Origin of the sequence: Aeromonas sp. S2(2024) (assembly GCF_041402505.1) — a bacterium.
Taxonomy (GTDB): Bacteria; Pseudomonadota; Gammaproteobacteria; order Enterobacterales; family Aeromonadaceae; genus Aeromonas; species Aeromonas media.
In genome coordinates, this window is sequence record NZ_JBGLRL010000035.1 from 1 (window position 1) to 21,434 (window position 21,434).

The window sequence follows — 21,434 nt, forward strand, 5'->3', positions numbered from 1 at the left end:
AGTTTGAATTCAGCAGTAAATGAGCGACGTAATCTTGTCATTGAACACCTCAAGTCATGGTGGCGACTGTACCACCTAAAATGGTGTCCGGGATGATTAGACCACTACAGTCTTAGCGATAGCTCACCTCAATGTGTTGGAAACAAACTCAGGGTTCGGTGGTATATTGAAAGGGCTATTTAAGGGATACTCTAATCCTGTTGATGGTATTTCCCATATGTTCGGGCAAGGAAGTATTCAAATTGAGGTGAATTCTAGCCTGCAAGGTTTTAATTCGGCTGCGCTTTTAGTCGGTCAATCTATAGATTCGGTTTCTAACTCATTACATAAAGTTGTTTTGGAAAAATGGAATAGTTTTGGGGCTATGATGGAAAATTTGTAGCCTTAACAAATCACTCATGTGGGACTGCTTAAATCCTAGTTAGGTTCTACGTCGTTAAATCAACGACACCCACCATCTCGATAGCAGACTTGACTAGCAAGGTGGGTGTACCTTGCCAATCCAACTCTTCCCTCTCCCACGGGGATGCATTCCCCCCTGCCACTGGCCTATAGTGAGCCCCTACTCGAACAACCTTTGCGAGCAGCACCATGTATATCGGCGAATTTGCCCGGCTGGCGGGCACCACTCCAAAGGCAGTCCGTCTCTACGAGCAGCTCGGGCTGCTGCCCGAGCCCAGACGGCGCGGCAAGTATCGCGTCTACCGGGCAGAGGATCTGGAGTGGGTCGGCTTTATCCGCGAGGCCCAGCGGCTTGGCTGCAAGCTCGGGGAGCTGGTTCCCCTGCTCGCGGACGTCACCAGCCTCGACCACTTCCCTTGGCAGAAGGTGGAGCAGCTTATCGCGGGCAAGCTGGCGCAGATCGAGGCGGAGATCGCCAAGCTGCAACGCCAGCATCAATCCCTGACCCAGTGCGCCGCCCTGCTGGCGCTGCACCCCTGCCGCTATGGCGCCCCTGGCCAGAGCGAGCCGCTCCCGCAGGCTGAGCAAGGGCTTGCAGGACGGGTACACAAGGTGGCTTGACTCTGTCCCATGGGACAAGGGGTGTAATGGGGGCTCACTTCATCAGGAGCCACGCCATGACACCCAAGCTGCTTATCATCAACGGCAACCCCAAACCCGACAGCCTTTGCCATGCCCTGGCCCGGGAGTACGCCCGCAGCGCCGAGGAGGGCGGCGCAGAGGTCACCCTGCATCACGTGGGGGAGCTCGCCTTCGAACCGGATCTGCACCATGGCTATGACGAGGCGCAGCCCCTCGAGCCCGATCTGCAGGTATTGCAGCAGAGCCTGAAGCAGGCTCACCATCTGGTGATCGTGGCCCCCCTCTGGTGGGGCCACCTGCCGGCCCGGCTCAAGGGGTTGCTGGACAGAACGCTGCTCTCGGGATTTGCCTTTCGCTATCAGAAGGGCAAGGCGCTTCCCGAGCGCCTGCTCGCCGGCAAGACGGCGCGCCTGCTGCTCACCATGGACAGCCCTGTCTGGTACTACCGCTGGTGGCTGGGCTCCCCCGTCGAGCGCACCCTCGCCAAGCCGGTGCTGGGGCTCTGCGGCATACAGCTGACCCACCGCCAGCATCTGGGGCCCGTCCACACCTCGGATGAAAAGGCGCGCCAGCGCTGGCTCACGCAAGCCGGGGCCGCCGCTCGCCAGGATGCGCAGCAGTTGGCGCGGCGACGACCCTGAGCCAGGGCGTCGGCGACCCAGGTGACCAGGGTTGTCGGCAGCGCTGCCCAAAGGGGCGGGCAAGGGAGCCTGGGGTGAAAAAGTCCTCGGCGGCCCGGCGCCCTTGTGCTGTAGTAAGCGGGAATCCCCTCTTGCTGGAGCCTTTTCGATGACCAAGATGTTGCTGGGCACCCTCGCCTTGATGCCGCTGCTGGCCAGTGCCGCCACCCCTTCCTTTGACTGCACCAAGGCCCACAGCGCGGCCGAGCAGCTTGTCTGCCAGGACGCCGGGCTGGCGGCGCTGGATAACGAGCTTGCGGCCCTCTACCCCAAGGCGATGAACCAGCTGTCGGCGGAGCAGCAGAAGACGGAGAAGGCGATGCAGCGCGGCTGGCTCAAGGGGCGCAACGAGTGCTGGAAAGAGAGCGACTCGCGCCAATGCGTGGAGGAGAGCTACCAGTTGCGCATCACAGAGCTGCAGATAAAGGGGGGCCAGCTGAGGGTGCCAAGCCCGGTCGACTACCAGTGCGACGGCGGGATCCGGCTCTCGACCTACTTCTACAACGAGGCCAAGCGGCCCGCCGCCGTGATCAACCTGAGCGAGGGGGCGCAGCAGTCGCAGGTGCTCGCCTTTGAAGCCCCCAGCGCCAGCGGCGCCCGTTATGAGGGGCAGAATCTCACGCTGCTGACCAAGGGGAACGAAGCCAGGCTGGAGCGTTATGACCAAGCCGCCCGGCAGTGCCGGGTCAGCGGCCAATAAGCCCGCCTCGCCATGAAAAAAGCCCCGCAGTTGCGGGGCTTTTTGTTGGCGGTCACCGGGGTTATTTCACCGCTATCGCCTCGGCCATGGGGGTCTGGAACTCCCGCTCGGCATCGGCGAAGCGATCCAGCATGGCCTTGGAGGGGGCCTTGTCCAGCAGGCTGAACAGCACTATGGCCAGGGTGGCGAAGACGAAGCCCGGGATGATTTCATACAGACCCAGCCAGCCGAACTGCTTCCAGACGATGACTGTCATGGCACCGGTCAGCATGCCGGCCAGGGCGCCGTTGCGGGTCATGCGCGACCAGAGCACGGAGAGCAGCACCACGGGGCCGAAGGCGGCACCGAAACCGGCCCAGGCGTAGCTCACCAGCCCCAGTACCCGGTTCTCCGGGTTCACGGCGACAGCGATGGCCACCACGGCGATCAGCAGCACCATGGCACGGCCGACCCACACCAGCTCTTTCTGGGAGGCATTCTTGCGCAGGAAGGGCTTGTAGAGATCTTCGGTGATGGCGCTGGAGCAGACCAGCAGCTGACAGCTCAGGGTGCTCATCACCGCCGCCAGAATGGCGGAGAGCAGCACGCCGGCAATCCAGGGGTTGAACAGTATCTTGGAGAGCTCGATGAAGACCCGCTCCGGGTTGCCGGTAACACCGGCGGCCTGCTCGGTGAAGGTGGAGAAGTAGGAGAGGCCGAAGAAGCCGATGGCCACGGCGCCGCCGAGGCAGAACACCATCCAGGTCATGCTGATACGGCGGGCATTGACCATGGAGTGGTGGGAGTCCGCCGCCATGAAGCGCGCCAGTATGTGGGGCTGGCCGAAGTAGCCCAGGCCCCAGGCCATCAGCGAGATGATGGCGATGAAGTCCAGGTTCTTGAACATGTCGAGGTTGCTGGCGTTCTGTGCCGCTACCTGCACCATGGCGGTGTCGATGCCGCCGACGGCGATGATGACGAATACCGGGGTGAGGATCAGGGCGAAGATCATCAGGGTCGCCTGCACCGTATCTGTCCAGCTCACCGCGAGGAAGCCGCCGAAGAAGGTGTAGGTGATGGTGGCCGCGGCACCGACCCAGAGGGCGGTGTCATAGCTCATGCCGAAGGTGCTCTCGAACAGGCGGGCACCGGCCACCACGCCGGAGGCACAGTAGATGGTGAAGAACAGCAGGATCACCAGGGCGGAGAGGATGCGCAGCACCCGGCTCTTGTCCTCGAAACGGTAGGTGAAGTAGTCCGGCAGGGTCAGGGCGTTGCGGTTCTTCTCGGTGTGAACCCGCAGCCGACCGGCTACCCACCGCCAGTTGAAGTAGGCACCTATGGTGAGGCCGATGGCGATCCAGCTCTCGGAGATGCCGCCGATGAAGACGGCGCCCGGCAGGCCCATCAGGAGCCAGCCGCTCATGTCGGAGGCCCCGGCGGAGAGGGCGGTGACCCAGCTCCCCATGCGGCGGCCGCCGAGAATGTAGTCGTCAAAGTTCTGGGTGGCGCGATAGGCGATGAAGCCGATCAACACCATCCCGAGGATGTACACCAAAAAGGTGATGAGCATTGGGGTGCTAGCTGTCATTCAAAACTCCGTTATGTGACGTCTGTGTTCGTTCTTGCGACGAACTCTTCCTTAAAAAAACCGGCCTAGAGTAATCAGCAGATCGCCTGATCACAACCACTTTTAACAAATAAAAAACACAGGGAAAACGTTTCACACCTAATCAAGTAACCAATCAAGAGCGGTTAGGCCGGATTATATCCCGGCGGTGCAAAGACTTATCCGTGGGATCCCCTCCCCTGCATCATAAAAAAGCCCCGACCTTGGCCGGGGCTCGACATCGAGGGCAACCGGATCAGCGGTTGATGGCGATGGGCATGCCGCTGCGCTGTTCCAGGGCCTGCTTGACCAACTGGGAATCGCTGTCGGCGTGGGCGATGAAGCGGGTCACAGCAGTGGACATGGGCAAGGGTGCCGGCAGGCTGGAGTTGAACTCCTCCTGGCTGCGGGAGAGCGGCTGGTGCACTTCCAGGTAGCGGCTGCCATCCGGCTCGACCGAGGCCTTGATCGGCTGGTTCACGAACTGGACGCGGGTGCCGACCGGTACCTGCTTGAACAGATACTCGATGTCGTCGTTACGCAGGCGCACACAACCGTGGCTCACCCGCAGACCGATGCCGAACTGGGCATTGGTGCCGTGGATGGCGTACATCTTGCCGATGTAGAGCGCAAACAGCCCCATGGGGTTGTCCGGGCCGGCCGGCCAGACCGCAGGCAGGGTCTCGCCGCGGGCGGCGTATTCGGCATGCATCTTGGCGGTCGGGGTCCAGGTCGGGCCCGCCTTCTTGCGCTGTACGCTGGTCACCCAGTCTTCCGGGGTGTCGGTGCCGAGCTGGCCGATGCCGATCGGCAGCACTTCCACTACCTTCTTGCCCTTCGGGTAGTAGTAGAGGCGCATCTCGGCGACGTTCAGCACTATGCCCTCGCGGGGGGCATCCGGCAGGATCAGCTGGTGCGGCACGACCAGCTTCTCACCCGCCTGCAGCAACAGGGGATCCGCCTTGGGGTTCGCTTCCAGCATGTTGGTCAATCCCAGCTGGAACTTGGCCGCGGCCGCTTCCAGGGGCTGGCCCGCCTCTTCGGCCGGCACCACGTATTCCAGGTTCTCGCCCACCAGGCGGCTGTTGGCCGCAGGCAGGGCATATTCGATGGCAAACCCGGGGGCGGCCAGGAGCAGGCTGCAGCACAGTGCGGCCGCCGTGTTGTGGAGGAGCTTCATAACTTTCCTGTGATATAGGGGGTGATACAGCACTCTGTGCCAGACCGGGCTCGGCGTGCGCGCCCGGGGCGAAGAGAAGGCCGCCATTTTTCTCCTCTGCACCGCAAATTTCAACCGACACGTGGTGACGGGTCGATGATTAATATGGCGTTTTCCCCTGGCCTCGTCCTGTAACAATAATCAAATCACCCGTTCTTCCAGGCATGCATGTCATAACCGGTTGGGGATTGATGCAACCGCAGATGAAATTGCCCGATAATGGCGAATATGTGGTCGAATATATCGGCCTGGATCCCTTCGTAATCGGCCCAGGCGGTGGTCGCCGTGAAGCAGTAGATCTCCAGCGGCAGGCCGTCGGAGGTCGGTGCCAGCTGGCGCACCATCAGGGTCATGTCCTTGCGAATGCCGGGGTGGGCACGCAGGTAGGCATCCAGATAGGCGCGCAGGGTGCCAAGGTTGGTGAGGTGACGGCCATTGATGGGACAGCTGATGGCATCGCTGAGCTGCTGGTTGTAGGCACTCAGCTCCTGCTCCTTGCGGCTGAGATAGGGGGCCAGCAACTTGGCCTGCTTGAGCTGCAACTGCTCCTCGGTGGTGAGGAAGCGCACGCTGGTCATGTCGATGTTGACGCTGCGCTTGATGCGCCGGCCGCCGGACTCCGTCATCCCCTGCCAGTTCTTGAAGGAGTCGGAGATGAGGGCATAGGTGGGGATGGTGGTGATGGTCTTGTCCCAGTTCGACACCTTGACCGTGGTGAGGCCGATGTCAGTCACCTCGCCATCGGCGCCGTACTTGTCCATCTGCAGCCAGTCACCGACGCTCAGCATGCGGTTGGCGGAGAGCTGGATGCCGGCCACCAGACCGAGGATGGGGTCCTTGAACACCAGCATCAGGACCGCGGTCATGGCCCCCAGGCCGCTGAACAGGAAGAGCGGCGACTTGCCGAGCAGCAGGGCGATCATCAGGATGCCGACCAGGATGCTGGCCACCAGTTTCACTCCCTGGAAGATGCCGCGCAGGGGCAGGTCCCGTCCGAGCCGGGTATGGCGGCTCACCGACAGCAGGCAATCGAGCAGGGCAAACAGCGCGAGCAGCAGGAACAGCAGGATCCAGAGCTGGGCCAGCATCTCGATCAGTTGCAGGCTGTCGGATGCCTTGGGCAGCCAGATCTCCGCCTGACCGAGCAGCACGGCCCCCTGCAACACCAGGGCGAGCCGGTAGAACAGGCGCTGCTGCAGCTGGGGCGGCAGCCACACCTGCTTGGTCTTGCCGAGCAGCCCCACCAGACGCACCAGCAGGATACGGTGCAGCACCAGGTGCAGGGCCAGAGCGGTCAGCACGATGAAGCCCAGGGCGATCACCAGGGCGATCATGGGGGTCACATCGACACCCAGGCCTGACAACCAGTTGAAAAATATCTCCTTCATCTCTACCTCCGGGACGTGAAACTGCGGTCAGGGTACGTATCTGGCCCCTCATGTCAAATGACAGCTTGCTCAATGTGCCCCCGAAACGACAACGCCCGGCACAGGCCGGGCGTTGATTCGCTGCGAGGTGGCGTCAGCCGACCAGGCTCAGGGCATCGCGAGCGATGACCAGCTCCTCGTTGGTGGGCATCACCAGCGCCAGGCGGCTGCCTTCGGCGGTGATGGGGCCTTCGCCACCGAGCACGGCGGCGTTGTTCGCCTCTTTATCAACCTTGAAGCCGAACAGGGCCAGCCGTGCCAGCACCATCTCGCGCACCATGGCGGCGTTCTCGCCGATCCCGCCGGTGAACACCAGGGCGTCCAGGCGACCGTCCATGGCGGCGGCGTAGGCACCCACATACTTGGCCACCCGGTAGGTGAAGACATCCAGCGCACGCTTGGCGCCGGCGTCGGTGGCGTAGTTGGTGGTGACGTAACGGCAGTCGCTGCTCGCCTCGGTCATGCCCAGCAGACCGGATTCACGGGTCAGCACCTGGTTGATCTCGTCCACGCTGTAACCGAGCTGGTCGTGCATGAAGAAGACCACGGCAGGGTCGATGTCACCAGAGCGGGTGCCCATGGCCAGCCCTTCCAGCGGGGTCAGGCCCATGGAGGTATCGACGGACTCGCCGTTTCGGATGGCGCAGACGGAGGCACCATTGCCCAGATGGCAGTTGATGATGTTGAGCTCGGACAGCGGCTTGCCCAGCGCCTTGGCGGTCTCTTCGGCGATGAAGCGATGGGAAGTGCCGTGGGCGCCGTAACGACGGATGCCGTTCTCCTGATAGAGCTTGTAGGGCAGCGCGTAGAGGTAGGCTTCCTGCGGCAAGGTCTGGTGGAAGGCGGTGTCGAACACGGCCACGTTCTTCTCGGCCAGGGCCGGGAAGACCTTGAGGGCGGCACGGATGCCGATGAGGTGCGCCGGGTTGTGCAGGGGGGCGAACGGAATGGCGGCCTCGATGCCGGCGATGACGCCATCATCGATGCGAACGGAGCGGGAGAACTGCTCGCCACCGTGCACGATGCGATGGCCGATGGCGACCAGTTGCTCGGCGAGTGTCGGATCCTGGGGCAGGATGTGACCCACTATGTGGTCAAGGGCTTCCTGGTGCGCAGCGCCCGCGCCCAGCATGGCCTCGCCCTTGACTCCGTGGAGTTTCCATTTGATACGTGCGTCATCCAGATTGAAGCATTCGGCCAGGCCGGACAGCATGTCCTCACCTGTTTCGGCGTCCATTACGGCAAATTTCAGGGAAGAGCTACCGCAGTTAAGGATCAATACCAACTTGCTCATGTTCTACATCTTCCTGTGCTTCGGCTTTACGCCGACAGTGTCGTGTCATCCAACATGGATGGGATTCCCCTGCCGGGGGCGTTATGGTCGCAGGAAAGTGCGCCCAATTTTTCAAACTGTCTGGCGCCGACTCATGATCTGGCGCGCTCATCTATCTCAAACTGTCTGGCGCCGACCACCAACGCTGGGCCTGGCGCACTCATCCTTTCAAACTCTCTGGCGCCGACTCATGATCTGGCGCGCTCATCTATCTCAAACTGTCTGGCGCCGACCGCCAACTCTGGGCCTGGCGCGCGCGTCGAATCATCGATTCGGGACGGGCCGAGCGGCGGCCCTGTTGTGGCGGGTGCCCGGGCACCCGGCGCTGCGGCTCAGACAGTGGCCAGCAACGACTGGTGGACCTTGACAACCAGCTTCTTCACCAAGCCTGGGGTAGTCAGGGTACAGAGAGGGCGATGCAGTTCTCCCGGCCAGAAGATGGCAAAGTCGCCGGGCTGCAACGCCAGATAACTGGTCTGGTCGTCATCGACGAACCAGAGATCGGGGTGGGGATGATCGGCACCGTCGTTCACATAGGCATGGGGCCCGACGCCGATCCACTCCTCCCCCCGCAGCAGCAGCTGGATGTCCAGATACTGCTCATGAAACTCGCCGCGGCGATCCGCGACCGGCTCGGTCAGCGCTTCGCTCACCAGGCAGAATAGCTTGAGACCGTCTATGTCATGTTTCCCAAGCTGCGCCTCACTCCAGTGGGCAAGGCTCTTCACCACCTCGGCCATGATGCGGGCCAGCGGGGCGGGCAAGGGGGTGCGTTGCAAGGTATCCAGACTGCCGGTGATCATGGGGTTCGCATCCTTAGGTATATCTGCCGTCTATCTTTGTCCATCAATGAAAAAGGACCCCTAAAGGTCCTTATTCAGCGTCGCCTGCCATCCATGCAGACTCGAAAAGCGCCTGATTCATCTTGTTGGCGCCGGGTCACTGTTGCACAGTCGCCCGCCCCTTGCCAAGAGATACCCGCTCATTCACCCGATGATCGTACCAGTTGAAACAATATTATTCACTAGTCCATTGCCACCGACTTTGACCAGACGCAAAAACGGGAGCATCTGCTCCCGTTTTTTTCACCGAATCGGCGTCATTCAAGCCTTGCGGGCGTTCTCCACCGGCTTGGCGTACATGGCACGCCAGATGGCCTTGTGCTCTTCCGGCACCTCCGACTGGCGGGTCAGGAAGGCGGTCTGCTCTATGGTGCTGGCCTTGCCGGGCACATCTGCGGCCAGGTAGTTGCCCGGGAAGAGGCGGTAGCTGCTCCAGATCGCCTTGTCGATGAGCGCGGCCAGTTCGTCCGGATCGCTGAAGCCCTCGGTGATGGGGGCACCGAAGGAGACATGTACTCGCCCCTTCTGGCCGATGATGCCGGCGACTATGCTCTCGATGTCCTCGAACTCGCCCTTCTCATAGCTGCCGTTGACCGACTTCTCGTAGAGCTCCCGCGCCTTGGCCTTGTCGGTGGGATCCACCTCGTAGCTGATGCTGACCGGCACGATATTGAGACTGCGCATGTAGTCGACGAAGTCGATCTTCTGCTTCTTGCCATCCACGTAGAACATCTTGAGGATGGCCGGATCCGTCTTGTCGTCCCCGTTCTTGGCGCGCCCTTCCTTCTGGGCGATCCAGATGGAGTGGCCTTCGTGCACCGACTGACCGATGTAGGCCGACAGCTCGCCGAGGGCTTTCATCATCTCCCGCGGCCCCTTGGCGGAGCGCTTGACGATGAAGCTCTTGTTGAGCTTCATCAGCTCGGTGGCACAGGGCTTGCGCAGCAGGTTGTCACCGATGGCGATGCGCACGGTATCGAAACCGTGGGTGTGCAGCCCCCAGTTGACGAACGCCGGATCCATGGCGATGTCCCTGTGGTTGGAGACGAACAGGTAGCCCTGCTCCTTCTTCAGATGCTCGAGACCGGAGAAGCTCACCCCCTGGGTGGAGGTGGCGATCATGCGGCTCATGTAACGGGTCACCCCCATCTGCACCTGATGGATGGTGCTGACCTTGGCCCACTTGTGGCGCAGGAACTGGCGGATCAGCGGGCGAATGGCCCAGCCCAGCCAGCTCATCAGGGAACCGAAACGGTATTTGGCGATGGCGCCGATAAACTCGTCATCCTGGATCAGCCGCTCGATGGCAGCCGGCACTTCGTCATCGCGATAGGGGCGAATGTCCGCGAATCTATCTACTTCTGTCACAATGTCAGCCTTGCATGTATGGAGTCGCGACCAGCTGCTGCTGGCCGGGAAAATTCAGGGCGCAATTTTACACGCTTTTGGGGTCAGGGGTATGAGAGGCATACAGATAGTGCGATCTTGCCGTGAAAAAGCCGAGATAACCTGGGTAACCAGGATCCGGGACGGTCTGTGCCAACGGCTTGAGAAGGAACTGGCCCAGCACGGAGAAAGCCATATGGGCCTCAACCTGCCGGATTGAGCAGCGCGGTGAGGACGTGGTCCTCCCAGCGGCCATTGATCATCAGGTAGTCCCGGGCATAGCCTTCCTGCTCGAACCCGAGACGCGCCAGCAAGGCGCCGCTGCGCCGGTTCGCTGGCATGTAGCTTGCCATGATGCGGTGCAGGCCGCGCTCCCGGAACAGGTAGTCGATGCCGGCGGCCACCACCTCCTGCATCAGCCCCTGCCCCTCATGGGCCTGGTCGATGGCATAGCCCAGATGGCATGCCTTGAACATGCCCATCATGATGTGGGTGAAGTTGCAGGTGGCGAGTACCCGCTCCCCTTTGGGATCGAGCGCCACCAATGGCACGGCGCTGCCATCGAAGAACTGGCCGTAACCGTCGCGCAGTCGCCCCTGCCAGTGACCCAGGGTATAGAAACTCTCGTCACGCCTCGGCTCCCAGGGCGCGAGGTGAACGCGGTTGCGCTGGTAGAAATCCAGCATCAGACAGGCCCGCTCCGGGGGCAGCACGGTCAGCCGGGTACGGGCCGTGGTGATATGAGGCAGTGTCATCACTGTGTCTCCCCATCCTGACCATGCATGGTGCCAGCGACCAGGCTGGACCGGGACGCCATCAGTGATCCCTTTCCCGCAACCTGAGCCAGTCATCCCGCAGCAGACCGTAGTGGACGTGATCCACCACCCTGTCCGCCAGCCGCTCCGCCCGCCGGGTGATCCCCTCCTGCTGCATGCCGAGCCGCTCGCACACCGCCCGACTGGGTTCGTTCTCCAGTGCGGCGCTGATCTCCACCTTCTCCATCCCCATCTCCTCGAAGGCGTGATGAACCAGCGCCTGACAGGCCCGGGTGATGATGCCGTTGCCCTGCCAGCGCTCCGCCAGCCAGTAGCCGATGCTGACCTTGGCCAACCCCTGATCGATCTGGTTGTAACCGATGACGCCGACCACTTCCCCCTGATATTCGATGGCGGTGGTCAGCCCCTCGCCTCGGGCAAATTTCTCGATGGCGTGGCGAATGAAGGTGGCGCTGTCAGAGGGCTGCTGGATATGGGGCACCCAGGGCAGCCACTGGGAGAGATAGTCGCGATTGCGCTGGCAGAGGCGAAAGAGTTCGCTGGCCATGCCGGGCTGCAGGAACAGGAGCGCCAGTTCGTCATCCAGTTGCCATGAAAACATTGTTTCTCCCCCGCTTTTGGCCCGGCATTCGCCATCATGGGAGCCAATGTAGTCAATCAATCCCTTGTTTGCCAAGGACTTTCGGCGCATATCACCGGCCGGCAACCCCCATATGGATGCCCCCATTCGGGTATCGCATTGAGCATTTCATCAATCATCCTCCCACTTGGTACAACGCACCAAATTTACGACGTTTTTTAGCTGTCACCGATGAAAACAGTCAGATCTGCTGCTCTTTTATGCTGCTCTGTCACATATGACAGGCAGTAATTTCAGGCGGGCCCACTAGTGTAAATGCGCCGGGCGACAGACCCGGTGTGTAATATTCATCGACTAAGGAAAGACGAGATGAACAAAGTCTATTTGGCCGTGGTACTGGCCTGCTGGGGAAGCGCCGCCATGGCGGCAGAACAGGTGGAAGTGAATCAGGTTGCCGGTCTGTTGGGAGCACCGAGCGGTGCAGCGGGGGTCAGCGCGCTGGCGGGAGAGGGCGAGTTTCGTCAGGTGCGGGCCGTCAAGCTGCCCAATGGCCAGCAACGAGTGCGCTACGAGCAGACCTGGCACGGCATCCCGGTCTGGGGGCAGGTGCTGGTGGCCGAGCAGTCCCTCGGGGGTCAGATAAGCCAGGTCTCCGGCCAGATGCTGCGCCAGATCGATGCCGATGTGGCCAGTCCGACTGCCGCCCTCTCCCCTGGCGATGCCGCCCTCAAGGCCCGCGCCGGAGCCAAGGGCAGCAACGAGCGGGTCAAGCTGTTCGTGATGCAGGATGAGGCCGGCCAGGCCCGGCTGATCTACCTGGTCTCCTGGCTCGCGGCGAGCGAAGAGCCGAGCCGCCCCTTCGTGGTGATCGATGCCCAGAGCGGTGCCGAGCTCAAGCGCTGGGAGGGGATCAACCACAAGGACGCCACCGGCCCGGGCGGCAACCTCAAGACCGGCAAGTACTTCTACGGCGCCGATTTTGGCCCCCTTCAGGTGGACGACAACTGCCGCATGACGGGCACGAACGTGGACACGCTCAACATGAATCACGGCACCACGGGCGGGGCCATCCATCAGTTCACCTGCCCGGAGAACACGGTCAAGGAGATCAACGGCGCCTACTCGCCGCTCAACGATGCCCACTACTTCGGCAACGTGGTGTTCGACATGTACCGCAACTGGTACAACACGGCACCGCTCAGCTTCAAACTGAAGATGCGGGTGCACTACAGCCGCAACTACGAGAACGCCTTCTGGGACGGCAGCCAGATGACCTTCGGTGACGGTGCCACCACCTTCTACCCCCTGGTGAGCCTGGACGTGGCGGCCCATGAGGTGAGCCACGGCTTCACCGAACAGAACTCGGGCCTGGTCTACTCCGGTCAGTCGGGCGGCATCAACGAGGCCTTCTCCGACATGGCGGGTGAAGCGGCCGAGAACTACATGAAGGGCAGCAACGACTGGCTGGTGGGAGCCCAGATCTTCAAGGGCAACGGCTCCTTGCGCTACTTCGAGGATCCGACCCGGGATGGCAGCTCCATCGGCCATGCCAGCGACTACTACGACGGCATCGACGTGCACCACAGCTCGGGGGTCTACAACCGCGCCTTCTACCTGCTGGCCAACACCGGCGGCTGGAATACCCGCAAGGCGTTCGAGGTGTTTGTGCTGGCCAACCGCCTCTACTGGGGCGCCAACACCACCTACGATCAGGGCGCCTGTGGCGTGACCAGGGCGGCCACCGATCTGGGCTACAGCCTGACCGATGTGGCGGCGGCCTTCAACACGGTCGGCGTCAACGCCAGCTGCGGCGCCACGCCACCGGCCGGCACTGTGCTGCAAAACGGCGTGCCGGTGACCGGCCTCGCAGCCGCCAAGGGGGGCAAGCTGAGCTACACCATCGAGGTGCCGGCCGGCAAGAGCCAACTGGTGGTCGCCAGCAGCGGTGGCAGCGGGGATGCTGATCTCTATGTGAAGTTTGGCTCGGCACCGACCAGCACCAGCTACGACTGCCGTCCCTACAAGAGCGGCAACACCGAAACCTGCACCCTGAATGCCCCCAAAGCGGGCACCTGGCACGTGCAGCTCAGCGGGTTCAGCGCCTTCTCGGGGGTGACCCTCAAGGCTAGCTACTGAGCCTGAACGGGAATAAAGGAGAGCGCCGGACTTGTCCGGCGTTTTTTTATGCAGGCTTCCCTGACCAGCGCCTGGCCAGGGTGCGCGCCGCCTCCAACACCCGCTCCTTGGCGGGATTGGGCCGCTTGCCGCTGCGCCAGGCCATCATCACATCCCAGTGATCCGGCGGCAGATCCGTCACATCCAGTCTCACCAGGCGGCCGAACTCCAGATCCCGGGTAATGGCGAGCGCCGGCATCAGGGTGATGAAGCCATGCTCCAATGCCAGCTCCCGCGCCGCACTGGCTGGCTGGATGGCGTGCAGCGGGCTCGTCACCTGGCGCAGCAGCCGCAGCTGCAGGATCAGCTCGTCACACCCAGTGCCCCACTGCTGGGGGGCCAGCCGCTCGTTGGCAATGTCCTGCAGGGTCAACCCCTGCCGACCGGCCAGCGGGTGGGTGGCGCAGGCCACCGCTATGATGGGAGAGCGATAGAGCAGTTCGAGCTGGATACCGGCGATGGCGGGACACTTGAGGATAAAGCCGACGTCAGTCTCGCCGGTCAGCAGCTCCTGCATGATGATGCCGGAGTGATCCGTGTTGCAGCGGATCTCGAAAGCTTCATCCACCAGGGCCAGCAGCAGGGGGCCGAATACCGCCGTGGTCAGGGAAGGGAGGCAGGAGAGCCGGATCCGCGGCAGGGCGGGCGCTCCCTGCATCGCCAACCGCCCCCCCTCCAGGGCGCTCAGGGCTGCGCTCGCGGCCGGCAGAAACTGCTCGCAGGCCGGGGTCGGGGTAGCCCCCCGCCGATGGCGACGAAACAGGGACTGACCCAGCTCCTGCTCCAGCACGGCGATCCGCTGGCTCACCATGGGTTGTGACCAGCCGCGAATGGCCGCCACCTTGCTGAAGCTGCCACGGTTGGCCACGTCCAGCAGCAATTGCAAATCATCGAGTGTCACAGCCATAACCAAATCCAATATGAAATATAGCCAGTTGTCGGCTACCACTATATCTGGCGCCCCACCAGAATAGCAGCATCAATCGTCATGAAATGGCAGAACGCCAGCGAGTCAGGGACTTATCGTCGCCCTTGGCTCTGTTTGGTGACGGCGCCATTCGGACAATGAGTACACAACAAATAATGTCATCGAAGCAAGCAGGGGTATAAGGGTCATGGTGGAGCGGGCGAGGCGGTTGGGGCGGTGGTTCTTGGCATTGGATTCCCTCTTGGTGATCCTGGGGTTCTTCGTGGTGATGCCCATGATAAGCCTGCGTTTCGTGGATCAACTTGGCTGGGCCGCCGGGGTGGTCGGGCTGGCGCTGGGGCTGCGCCAACTGACCCAGCAGGGGCTGGGGGTCTTCGGCGGCTCGCTCGCCGACAAGTTCGGGGCTCGCCCCCTCATCGTCTGCGGCATGTTGCTGCGGGCGCTGGGCTTTGCCAGCCTGGCCTATGCCCAGAGCGGGCTGGAACTCATTCTCTCCTGCATCATCTCGGGACTCGGCGGCTGTCTGTTCGATCCGCCCCGGGCCGCTCTGGTGATCAAGTTCACCCGCCCGCGGGAGCGCGGCCGCTACATCTCCCTGCTGATGATGCTGGAGAGCGCCGGCGCCGTGATGGGCGCCCTGCTCGGCAGCTGGCTGCTGAACTTCGATTTTGAATATGTCTGCCTGCTGGGAGCCGGCCTGTTCGTCTGCGCGGCCCTGTGCAACCTGCTGATCCTGCCCCCCTACAAGCTCTCCCTGCGGCCGACCCCGATCCGGACTGGCCTTGGCCAGGTGCTGGCAGACAAGGCCTTCTGCCGGCTGGTGCTGATCCTGAGCGGCTACTACGCACTCTGGGTACAGGTAATGCTGATCTTCCCCATCCTGGTCAAGCAGATGGCGGGCAGCACCACGGCGGTGGGCTGGATGTATACCCTGGAAACCGCCATCTCGCTGGCGCTGCTCTATCCGTTGGCGCGCTATGGCGAACGGCACTTCAAGCTGGAGAGCCGGTTGATGGCGGGGGTATTGCTGATGACAGCAGGCATCGGGCTGGTAGCCTTCGCCACCACCTTGCCAACGGTCTTCCTGCTGCTTGCCTGCTTCTACCTCGGCATCGTCATCGCCGAACCGGCGCGGGAGACGCTGATGACCAAGCTGGCGCAGCCGGGGGCGCGCGGCAGCTACATGGGGTTCAGTCGCCTTGGTCTGGCGCTGGGCGGCATGACCGGTTACGTCGGTGGCGGCGCCCTGCATGACTATGCCAATGCCCAGGGACAACCCTGGTTGCCCTGGCTGGTGCTCGGCACCGTCGGCGTCACCACCCTGCTGCTGCTGGTGAACTGCTTTCAGCGCGATTCCCGTCTGGCCCATGTCAATGCCTGATCCCTGAGCACACATGCAGCCGACATAGTCCCCCGGGCGCCCCTCATTCGAGTCGGCGCCCTTCTTTTATCCCGCAACACAGGATCGACGACCAGCCTCTCCATGCTGGCCCCTCGTCCCTATTTTCCTCACTTCACTGACCGAATCGCGCACATAAAAAAAGCGGCAGATTGCTCTGCCGCTTTCTGATCCCCTGGCCGGATTACTTGTCGATATCCAGCATGTGATTGTTCGGATTTAACATGTAATCGATCACCTGGTTGGCCGTGGTCCCCGTGCCCCCCGTCAGGGTGTCGAAGGTGTGGTTCATCAGCACTATCTCCTGAGTTACCGGTGCAGTAACGCTCTCCTTGACCTGCAGGTGCACCCCCTCGCTGTCCTGGAACACCGAGAGCAGGCTCTTCAGGGAGCTCTCGCTCTTGCTGCCATCGCTGTCGAGCAGATCGCTGAGATCCAGCTTGTCCCCTTCCGACTTGCTGAAGTCGACGATGTAGTCCTTGGCCACCTTGCCGGCTTCGGTATCCCCCTTCAGCCAGATGAAGGTATCGGCCCCCGCATCCCCCTTCAGGATGTCATTGCCAAGCCCGCCGACCAGGATGTCATTGCCCAGACCACCGCTCAGGGTATCGTCGCCGATACCGCCAAACAGGGTATCGTTGCCGCTACCACCGTACAGGGAATCGTTGCCGCTCTCGCCGTACAGGGTGTCGTTGCCGGCACCACCGAACAGGATGTCGTTGCCAGCCCCGCCGAACAGGAAGTCATCGCCCCCCTGGCCGAACAGGATGTCGTTGCCATCCCCGCCGATTAGCACGTCAGCCTTGTCGTTACTGGAGGACTGATCGAACTCGCTGGCGTGATCCGTGATGTAGGAATGCACCTGGGCATCGGTCACCGACCCGGCCCCCAGCTTGCCGCTCACATACTGCTTGATGGCTGCGTAGCCTTCACCGCTGATGCCGGTGAAGCGTACAGCGTCGCCAAACAGGATGTCGTCGCCGGCCCCGCCATCGATCCGGTCGCTGCCCGGCAGGTTACTGCTGGTGGAACCCAGTATGGTACTGGCCAGATCGCCGGCTGACACATTGGACTGCACCACCTGATCGCTATCGAACTGCTTCAGGGTGTCGATGGACACGTTGCTGCCGATGCCGATGGCCTCCAGCAGAACATGATTCTCCTTCAACAGTGGCAGGACAGCCAATGCTTGCTCAGTCGCTCGAGACCAATCGTAATCACGGATGGATATTTCAAATGTCCCATCCCCCTGAGCCTTGATCTCGCCGATGTTCTTGGAGCTCCAGTTACCACGCCAGTTTTGTGACCACTGCTTGACGTTGCCGCTGGCATCGACAATCACTCTCTGAATGCCGTCAATGTCGGCGTAGAAGGCCTTGCCTGGCACATAGTTGTTAACGTTGACAAAGGTATCCAGCCCTTGCCCAGTCTTGGTGTTAACGACCGGATTGGTATTTTCGTTGTAGAAGAAGGAGTTCGGTGCCCCATCGGTGATGAAATAGGCCAAATTCTTCGCATTGGTGTTGTTCTTGGCCATGTCGCTGTTGAACCAGTTGGAAGTTGCCTTGAGCGGATCCTCGTAGTTGGTCAGTCCTGAGGTACCATCCATCAGGTTCAGTACATCATCCAGCAGCTTCAACGCGTTGGGATCTTTGAGATCCACGCTGACGGAAAGATTGGCCTGGGTATCAAAATCGACCAGGAAGACGTTGACCTTGCCCGCCGCCTCCTTGCCCGCGCTCGTCTGAAGATCTTCGAACACCAGGGTCAACTGATCCCTGATGGTCTCCATAGCAAGCGAACCTATGCTCTCTGATGTGTCGATCATAAACGCAAGGTTATAGTCCTGGCCCGGCAACACCACGCTGCCATCCAGATCGCCCACCACTATGTTGTGCTCGCTGCCGTAGGTCCAGTTCTGATTGCCCGGCTCCCCTTCGGTGGCATTGAAGTAGCTCAGGCGGATGCTGTCATCGTCGGCGGCGGAGCTGGTCTGATCGGTCCCCACCTCCTTGGCGATGGCCTCAACCTTGAGATCGACCTGGCCGGCACTGCTGCCGGGTACGCGCAGGGTCAGCCCGCTCAGCTTCACATCCAGCGCGCTCGCACTCCACAGGCCGCTGCTGGCGGTGAGGGTGATCTTGCCGTCAGCTCCGGCGGTGCCCAGCAGCTGGTTGCCGTTGTAGAGCAGGGTGTTTTGCGGCATGCCGCTCAGCACCAGGCTGTCGAACTGCTCACTGCCATCCCGATCGCTCAGGGAGGCGTTCAGCTCGATGGGGTAATCGACCACGGTCGGCTGCACCAGGGTCAGCTCACCTGTGCTCTGGTTGAGCTGGTAGATGCCGTCGGCGAACTGGACATACTCCACGTCATGCAGCGCCTTGGTGATGCCGACCCCCTTCTCCGTGACGGAGAAGTCGAACCAGCGATCATAGATCGAGTATCCGCTGCCCTTCGTGATGGCGTAGTCGGCACGGTTGCCGGACAGTACAGCGATATCTTTATCACCAGCACCTCCATAGAGAGTATCGCCACCCAACCCAGCGACCAGAATGTCGTTTCCAACGCCGCCGTCGAGGGTATCGCCCGACACTGAGTTGCCACCGACCAGCACGTCATTGCCGTTGCCACCGACGAAGTGGTCGCCGCCCCCCTTCACGCTGACGATGTAGTCGTTGCCATCACCGCCCACCACGGAGTCCTTACTAGAAGTGCTATCGGTCAGAGTGTTGGTGATCCCGAGGGCCCCCTTGTCGAAGCTGCCAGACTGGAACTGGCCCGTGGTGATCCCCGAGCTCGGGAAGCTCTGGCTGTAAGACGGAATGCCATTCCCCATCAGGGTGACGTTGACCGTGGGCTTGTCGGCCACCGCAGTCACGTCGATCACCAGCTTGCCGCTGTTGCTGAGGTTGGCCCCGTCGCTTACCTGGTAATCGAAGCTGGCGTAGTCCCCCTTCAGGTTGCCGATCAAGGCACCGCCGCCGTTGCTGACATTGGTGCTCGACTCGTTCAGACCAGGCACGAAGCGCAAATGACCCGCATTCACCTCGTCGTAGGAGATGAGGGAGCCAGCCGACACGGCAACCCATTGCCCCGCAGCATTGAGGTATTCGAGGGTGCCATTCAGCGGCAGGGTGTTGATCTGCACCCCGAGATCGGTCGCGGCCTGATCGTCGCTGGCACCGAACTGGGCCCAGGTCAGCACCTGGGGCTGATCTTCGGCACCGATGCCATGGCCTCCGGCCGCCGTCGGCGCCCGATCATTGTCAAGGATGGTGCCGGTGCCGCTCTGGCCACCTATGGTCAGCGACAGGGTCTCGTTTGCCTCGACCAGACGATCGTTCACCGTCGGAATGGTCACGGTAAAACCGGATACCCCGGCCGGCACGGTGATCTTGCCGGTGGTGCTGTTATAGGTCACCCCGTTGCTGAACTGGGCGGTGCCCCAATCAAGGTTGGAGGCCGGGTTGATGCCGTTGCCCCTGATGGCGAAGTCATATTGCGTCGCCTCCTGGGTCGCATCGGACAGGGTCACCGTATGTTGCAGATTGCCGCCTTCCACTGTGTTCTCGCTGGATACCGATTGCACGATCGGAGTAAACAGCGGCTTGGTCGCGAAAGAACCCAGGCTGGAATCACCATCCCCATCCACCACCTTGATCTGGAAGTCGATGTCGCTGTCACCCAGTGGCTTGGACATGTTCTGATACTGGAAGAACTCCCACTTGCCGGTGGCCGGGGTAAATTCCAGACGGAACACCAAAGTCCCATCACTGGCTTCGCCATACAGGGTATTGGGTAGACCTGCTTTGCTGGAAATTGAGATCTCTTTACCAGTAGCTGTCATCAAACCCACTTCATTGGATCCCAAAAGCTCTATATGTCCCTTGCCATCCGCCCCCCATTGCGGTGCAACAGTACCCGAACCATAGGCAATTGCCTGCGGCGTATCAGCCCCCAGAAACTCGATAGACTTGACGGTAAAGTCGCTGTTGTCACCCCAGCTTGCCGATTTACCGTTATCGGTTGCCTTGATCACCATGGTGTCAAAACCGCCCTGCTGAACCAGGAAGTTCTGGTTGTACTCTCCCCCCGCCGCATCTGACCTAAATGGAAGTGTTGAGATCAGTACCCCGTCACGGTAGAACTCGACCACGCCGCTCTCCAGCTCACCACCGAACATCTTGCTGAACTCAATCTTGGCACCGTAAGCCACAGTGCCAGCGTCCAGCTTGATCACCAGCTCTTCAGATACACCTGAACCATCGGTCAGTTTGCGGAAATCGACCTCGTTTTCAATATTGTGATATGGAGCTGTCGAGCTCTTGACACCAATGCCGTAGCCCGAGCCATTAACCAACGCATCAGTCAGAGCCGTAGATGTTGAAGAGAGGAACCCTTTGGCAGTAATAGTGAACTTGCCACCATCAATGCTGGTGCTATTCCCGCTATAGCCGGTCATGCTGAACTTGCCGGTCAATACATCAGGAATACTGGTTTTCACCAGCGAAACCGCAGCAGCATCGCCAGCGATGGGGGCATCGTCCTCCACAGTGATAGGCAGACTATCGGTAACGGTTGCTTTGCCATCCGATACGGACACACCCACCTTGAAGCTAAGCGCGTCTTCACTTTCCTTATCCGGATGATCAAGCGGCGCCTTGAGGGTCACATCATAGTTCCAGTCACCCTTGGTGCTGCCGGTAGGGGCGGTCAACTTCACATCAATGACCTCCTTGTAGTCCGCCCCGCCCTGAGTGCCGGTATAACCGGTCAACACTTTGGTAGTTGCATTCCAAGTCCACTGAACTGCCGAACCACCGGAAGTCAGTCCGGTCGGCCCACTAAGACTGATAGTGAGCGTGTCCGTGCTGTCGACATCACCGACCGTGATCTTCCCGTTGGCGACAACGCTGTTGGAGTTATCACTGCTGCCTGCGGTATCGGCAATCCCGCCAGTAAGCCCTTCTTCAGAAACGACTGCACCACTGTCGATACTCAAAGTTGGGGCATCGTTGCTACCGGTGATGGTCACGGTCACGCTCGACGGGGTGCCGTCCACGCTGGTCACCGCGAAGCTCTCGCTCAGCTGATCCCCCACGTTCAGCGCGTTGAACGCGCTGTTGGCGGTGAAGGTCCACTGGCCGTCCTTCGCCAGGGTGAACTCGCCGTACTGGCCCACCACGGTGATCGGGGTGAAGGTGTTGTCCGGGTTGTCCACGTCGGTCGCGGTCAGGGTGCCGCCAGTCACCAGCGGCGCATCGGTCTCGGTCAGGGTCACGTTGGCGCTGCTCACCACCGCCGCGTCGTTGCTGCCGATGATGGTCACGGTCACGCTCGACTTGGTGCCGTCCACG

The 21,434-nt window shown here is 61.4% G+C and carries 15 protein-coding genes; 5 read left to right on the forward strand and 10 right to left on the reverse strand.

Annotated elements, in window-relative coordinates:
- Positions 1-591 precede the first annotated feature (591 nt).
- The 3 genes from ACB039_RS20260 to ACB039_RS20270 all read left to right on the forward strand — a co-directional run bounded on the left by ACB039_RS20260 (position 592) and on the right by ACB039_RS20270 (position 2,424).
- Positions 592-1,023, forward strand: coding sequence for a MerR family transcriptional regulator (locus tag ACB039_RS20260; protein WP_371166315.1), 432 nt, complete (start codon positions 592-594; stop codon positions 1,021-1,023).
- A gap of 56 nt (positions 1,024-1,079) precedes the next feature.
- On the forward strand, positions 1,080-1,685 hold the full coding sequence (locus ACB039_RS20265; RefSeq protein WP_042648917.1) for an NAD(P)H-dependent oxidoreductase: 606 nt from the start codon (positions 1,080-1,082) through the stop codon (positions 1,683-1,685).
- A 148-nt stretch (positions 1,686-1,833) separates the two neighbouring features.
- A complete protein-coding gene (locus ACB039_RS20270; protein ID WP_371166316.1) occupies positions 1,834-2,424 on the forward strand; it encodes an MliC family protein in 591 nt (196 codons plus the stop codon).
- Between the two features lie 61 nt (positions 2,425-2,485).
- On the opposite strand, the gene putP is transcribed toward ACB039_RS20270, so the two are convergent.
- The 8 genes from putP to ACB039_RS20310 form a co-directional block, all read right to left on the reverse strand.
- Entirely contained in the window at positions 2,486-3,994 is a 1,509-nt protein-coding gene (gene putP, locus ACB039_RS20275; protein WP_043132978.1) for a sodium/proline symporter PutP, read from the reverse strand.
- Positions 3,995-4,268: 274 nt separating this feature from the next.
- Positions 4,269-5,192 (reverse strand): L,D-transpeptidase family protein, encoded by a 924-nt coding sequence (locus ACB039_RS20280; RefSeq protein WP_043132981.1) that lies wholly within the window; start codon positions 5,190-5,192, stop codon positions 4,269-4,271.
- A gap of 185 nt (positions 5,193-5,377) precedes the next feature.
- Positions 5,378-6,619 carry a mechanosensitive ion channel family protein gene (locus tag ACB039_RS20285; RefSeq protein WP_043132982.1) on the reverse strand — a complete coding sequence of 414 codons (1,242 nt, stop codon included), beginning with the start codon at positions 6,617-6,619 and terminating at the stop codon, positions 5,378-5,380.
- Between the two features lie 133 nt (positions 6,620-6,752).
- On the reverse strand, positions 6,753-7,952 hold the full coding sequence (locus tag ACB039_RS20290; protein WP_041205080.1) for an acetate kinase: 1,200 nt from the start codon (positions 7,950-7,952) through the stop codon (positions 6,753-6,755).
- A gap of 371 nt (positions 7,953-8,323) precedes the next feature.
- Positions 8,324-8,794, reverse strand: coding sequence for a YhcH/YjgK/YiaL family protein (locus ACB039_RS20295; RefSeq protein WP_041206006.1), 471 nt, complete (start codon positions 8,792-8,794; stop codon positions 8,324-8,326).
- Between the two features lie 300 nt (positions 8,795-9,094).
- The gene (locus ACB039_RS20300) at positions 9,095-10,201 is read right to left on the reverse strand and encodes a 1-acyl-sn-glycerol-3-phosphate acyltransferase (RefSeq protein WP_041206007.1); all 1,107 of its coding nucleotides are present in this window, start codon (positions 10,199-10,201) and stop codon (positions 9,095-9,097) included.
- A gap of 221 nt (positions 10,202-10,422) precedes the next feature.
- On the reverse strand, positions 10,423-10,974 hold the full coding sequence (locus ACB039_RS20305; protein WP_268424666.1) for a GNAT family N-acetyltransferase: 552 nt from the start codon (positions 10,972-10,974) through the stop codon (positions 10,423-10,425).
- Positions 10,975-11,035: 61 nt separating this feature from the next.
- Positions 11,036-11,596, reverse strand: coding sequence for a GNAT family N-acetyltransferase (locus tag ACB039_RS20310; RefSeq protein ID WP_182787727.1), 561 nt, complete (start codon positions 11,594-11,596; stop codon positions 11,036-11,038).
- 348 nt (positions 11,597-11,944) lie between these two features.
- Here ACB039_RS20310 and ACB039_RS20315 point away from each other — a divergent pair, with 348 nt between their 5' ends.
- Positions 11,945-13,711, forward strand: a complete 1,767-nt coding sequence (locus ACB039_RS20315; protein WP_182787725.1) for a M4 family metallopeptidase — start codon at positions 11,945-11,947, stop codon at positions 13,709-13,711.
- A 46-nt stretch (positions 13,712-13,757) separates the two neighbouring features.
- Here ACB039_RS20315 and ACB039_RS20320 read toward each other — a convergent pair whose 3' ends face one another.
- Positions 13,758-14,657: a LysR family transcriptional regulator gene (locus ACB039_RS20320; protein WP_371166317.1), complete on the reverse strand. Its 900-nt coding sequence runs from the start codon at positions 14,655-14,657 to the stop codon at positions 13,758-13,760.
- A 208-nt stretch (positions 14,658-14,865) separates the two neighbouring features.
- Between ACB039_RS20320 and mdtH the strand changes: the two genes are divergently transcribed.
- Complete coding sequence (mdtH, locus tag ACB039_RS20325; RefSeq protein ID WP_041205087.1) at positions 14,866-16,059, forward strand: multidrug efflux MFS transporter MdtH; 1,194 nt, start codon at positions 14,866-14,868, stop codon at positions 16,057-16,059.
- A 202-nt stretch (positions 16,060-16,261) separates the two neighbouring features.
- Here mdtH and ACB039_RS20330 read toward each other — a convergent pair whose 3' ends face one another.
- Positions 16,262-21,406, reverse strand: coding sequence for a VCBS domain-containing protein (locus ACB039_RS20330; RefSeq protein WP_371166318.1), 5,145 nt, complete (start codon positions 21,404-21,406; stop codon positions 16,262-16,264).
- Positions 21,407-21,434 lie beyond the last annotated feature (28 nt).

What these genes read in the sequence shown, in the direction of transcription:
- ACB039_RS20315 (WP_182787725.1), top strand. Translation starts at nt 11,945, where the DNA reads ATGAACAAAGTCTATTTGGCCGTGGTACTGGCCTGCTGGGGAAGCGCC.
- ACB039_RS20290 (WP_041205080.1), bottom strand. Translation starts at nt 7,952, where the DNA reads ATGAGCAAGTTGGTATTGATCCTTAACTGCGGTAGCTCTTCCCTGAAA.
- ACB039_RS20270 (WP_371166316.1), top strand. Translation starts at nt 1,834, where the DNA reads ATGACCAAGATGTTGCTGGGCACCCTCGCCTTGATGCCGCTGCTGGCC.
- ACB039_RS20260 (WP_371166315.1), top strand. Translation starts at nt 592, where the DNA reads ATGTATATCGGCGAATTTGCCCGGCTGGCGGGCACCACTCCAAAGGCA.
- ACB039_RS20295 (WP_041206006.1), bottom strand. Translation starts at nt 8,794, where the DNA reads ATGATCACCGGCAGTCTGGATACCTTGCAACGCACCCCCTTGCCCGCC.
- ACB039_RS20305 (WP_268424666.1), bottom strand. Translation starts at nt 10,974, where the DNA reads ATGACACTGCCTCATATCACCACGGCCCGTACCCGGCTGACCGTGCTG.
- ACB039_RS20265 (WP_042648917.1), top strand. Translation starts at nt 1,080, where the DNA reads ATGACACCCAAGCTGCTTATCATCAACGGCAACCCCAAACCCGACAGC.
- ACB039_RS20285 (WP_043132982.1), bottom strand. Translation starts at nt 6,619, where the DNA reads ATGAAGGAGATATTTTTCAACTGGTTGTCAGGCCTGGGTGTCGATGTG.
- ACB039_RS20320 (WP_371166317.1), bottom strand. Translation starts at nt 14,657, where the DNA reads ATGGCTGTGACACTCGATGATTTGCAATTGCTGCTGGACGTGGCCAAC.
- mdtH (WP_041205087.1), top strand. Translation starts at nt 14,866, where the DNA reads ATGGTGGAGCGGGCGAGGCGGTTGGGGCGGTGGTTCTTGGCATTGGAT.
- ACB039_RS20310 (WP_182787727.1), bottom strand. Translation starts at nt 11,596, where the DNA reads ATGTTTTCATGGCAACTGGATGACGAACTGGCGCTCCTGTTCCTGCAG.
- putP (WP_043132978.1), bottom strand. Translation starts at nt 3,994, where the DNA reads ATGACAGCTAGCACCCCAATGCTCATCACCTTTTTGGTGTACATCCTC.
- ACB039_RS20280 (WP_043132981.1), bottom strand. Translation starts at nt 5,192, where the DNA reads ATGAAGCTCCTCCACAACACGGCGGCCGCACTGTGCTGCAGCCTGCTC.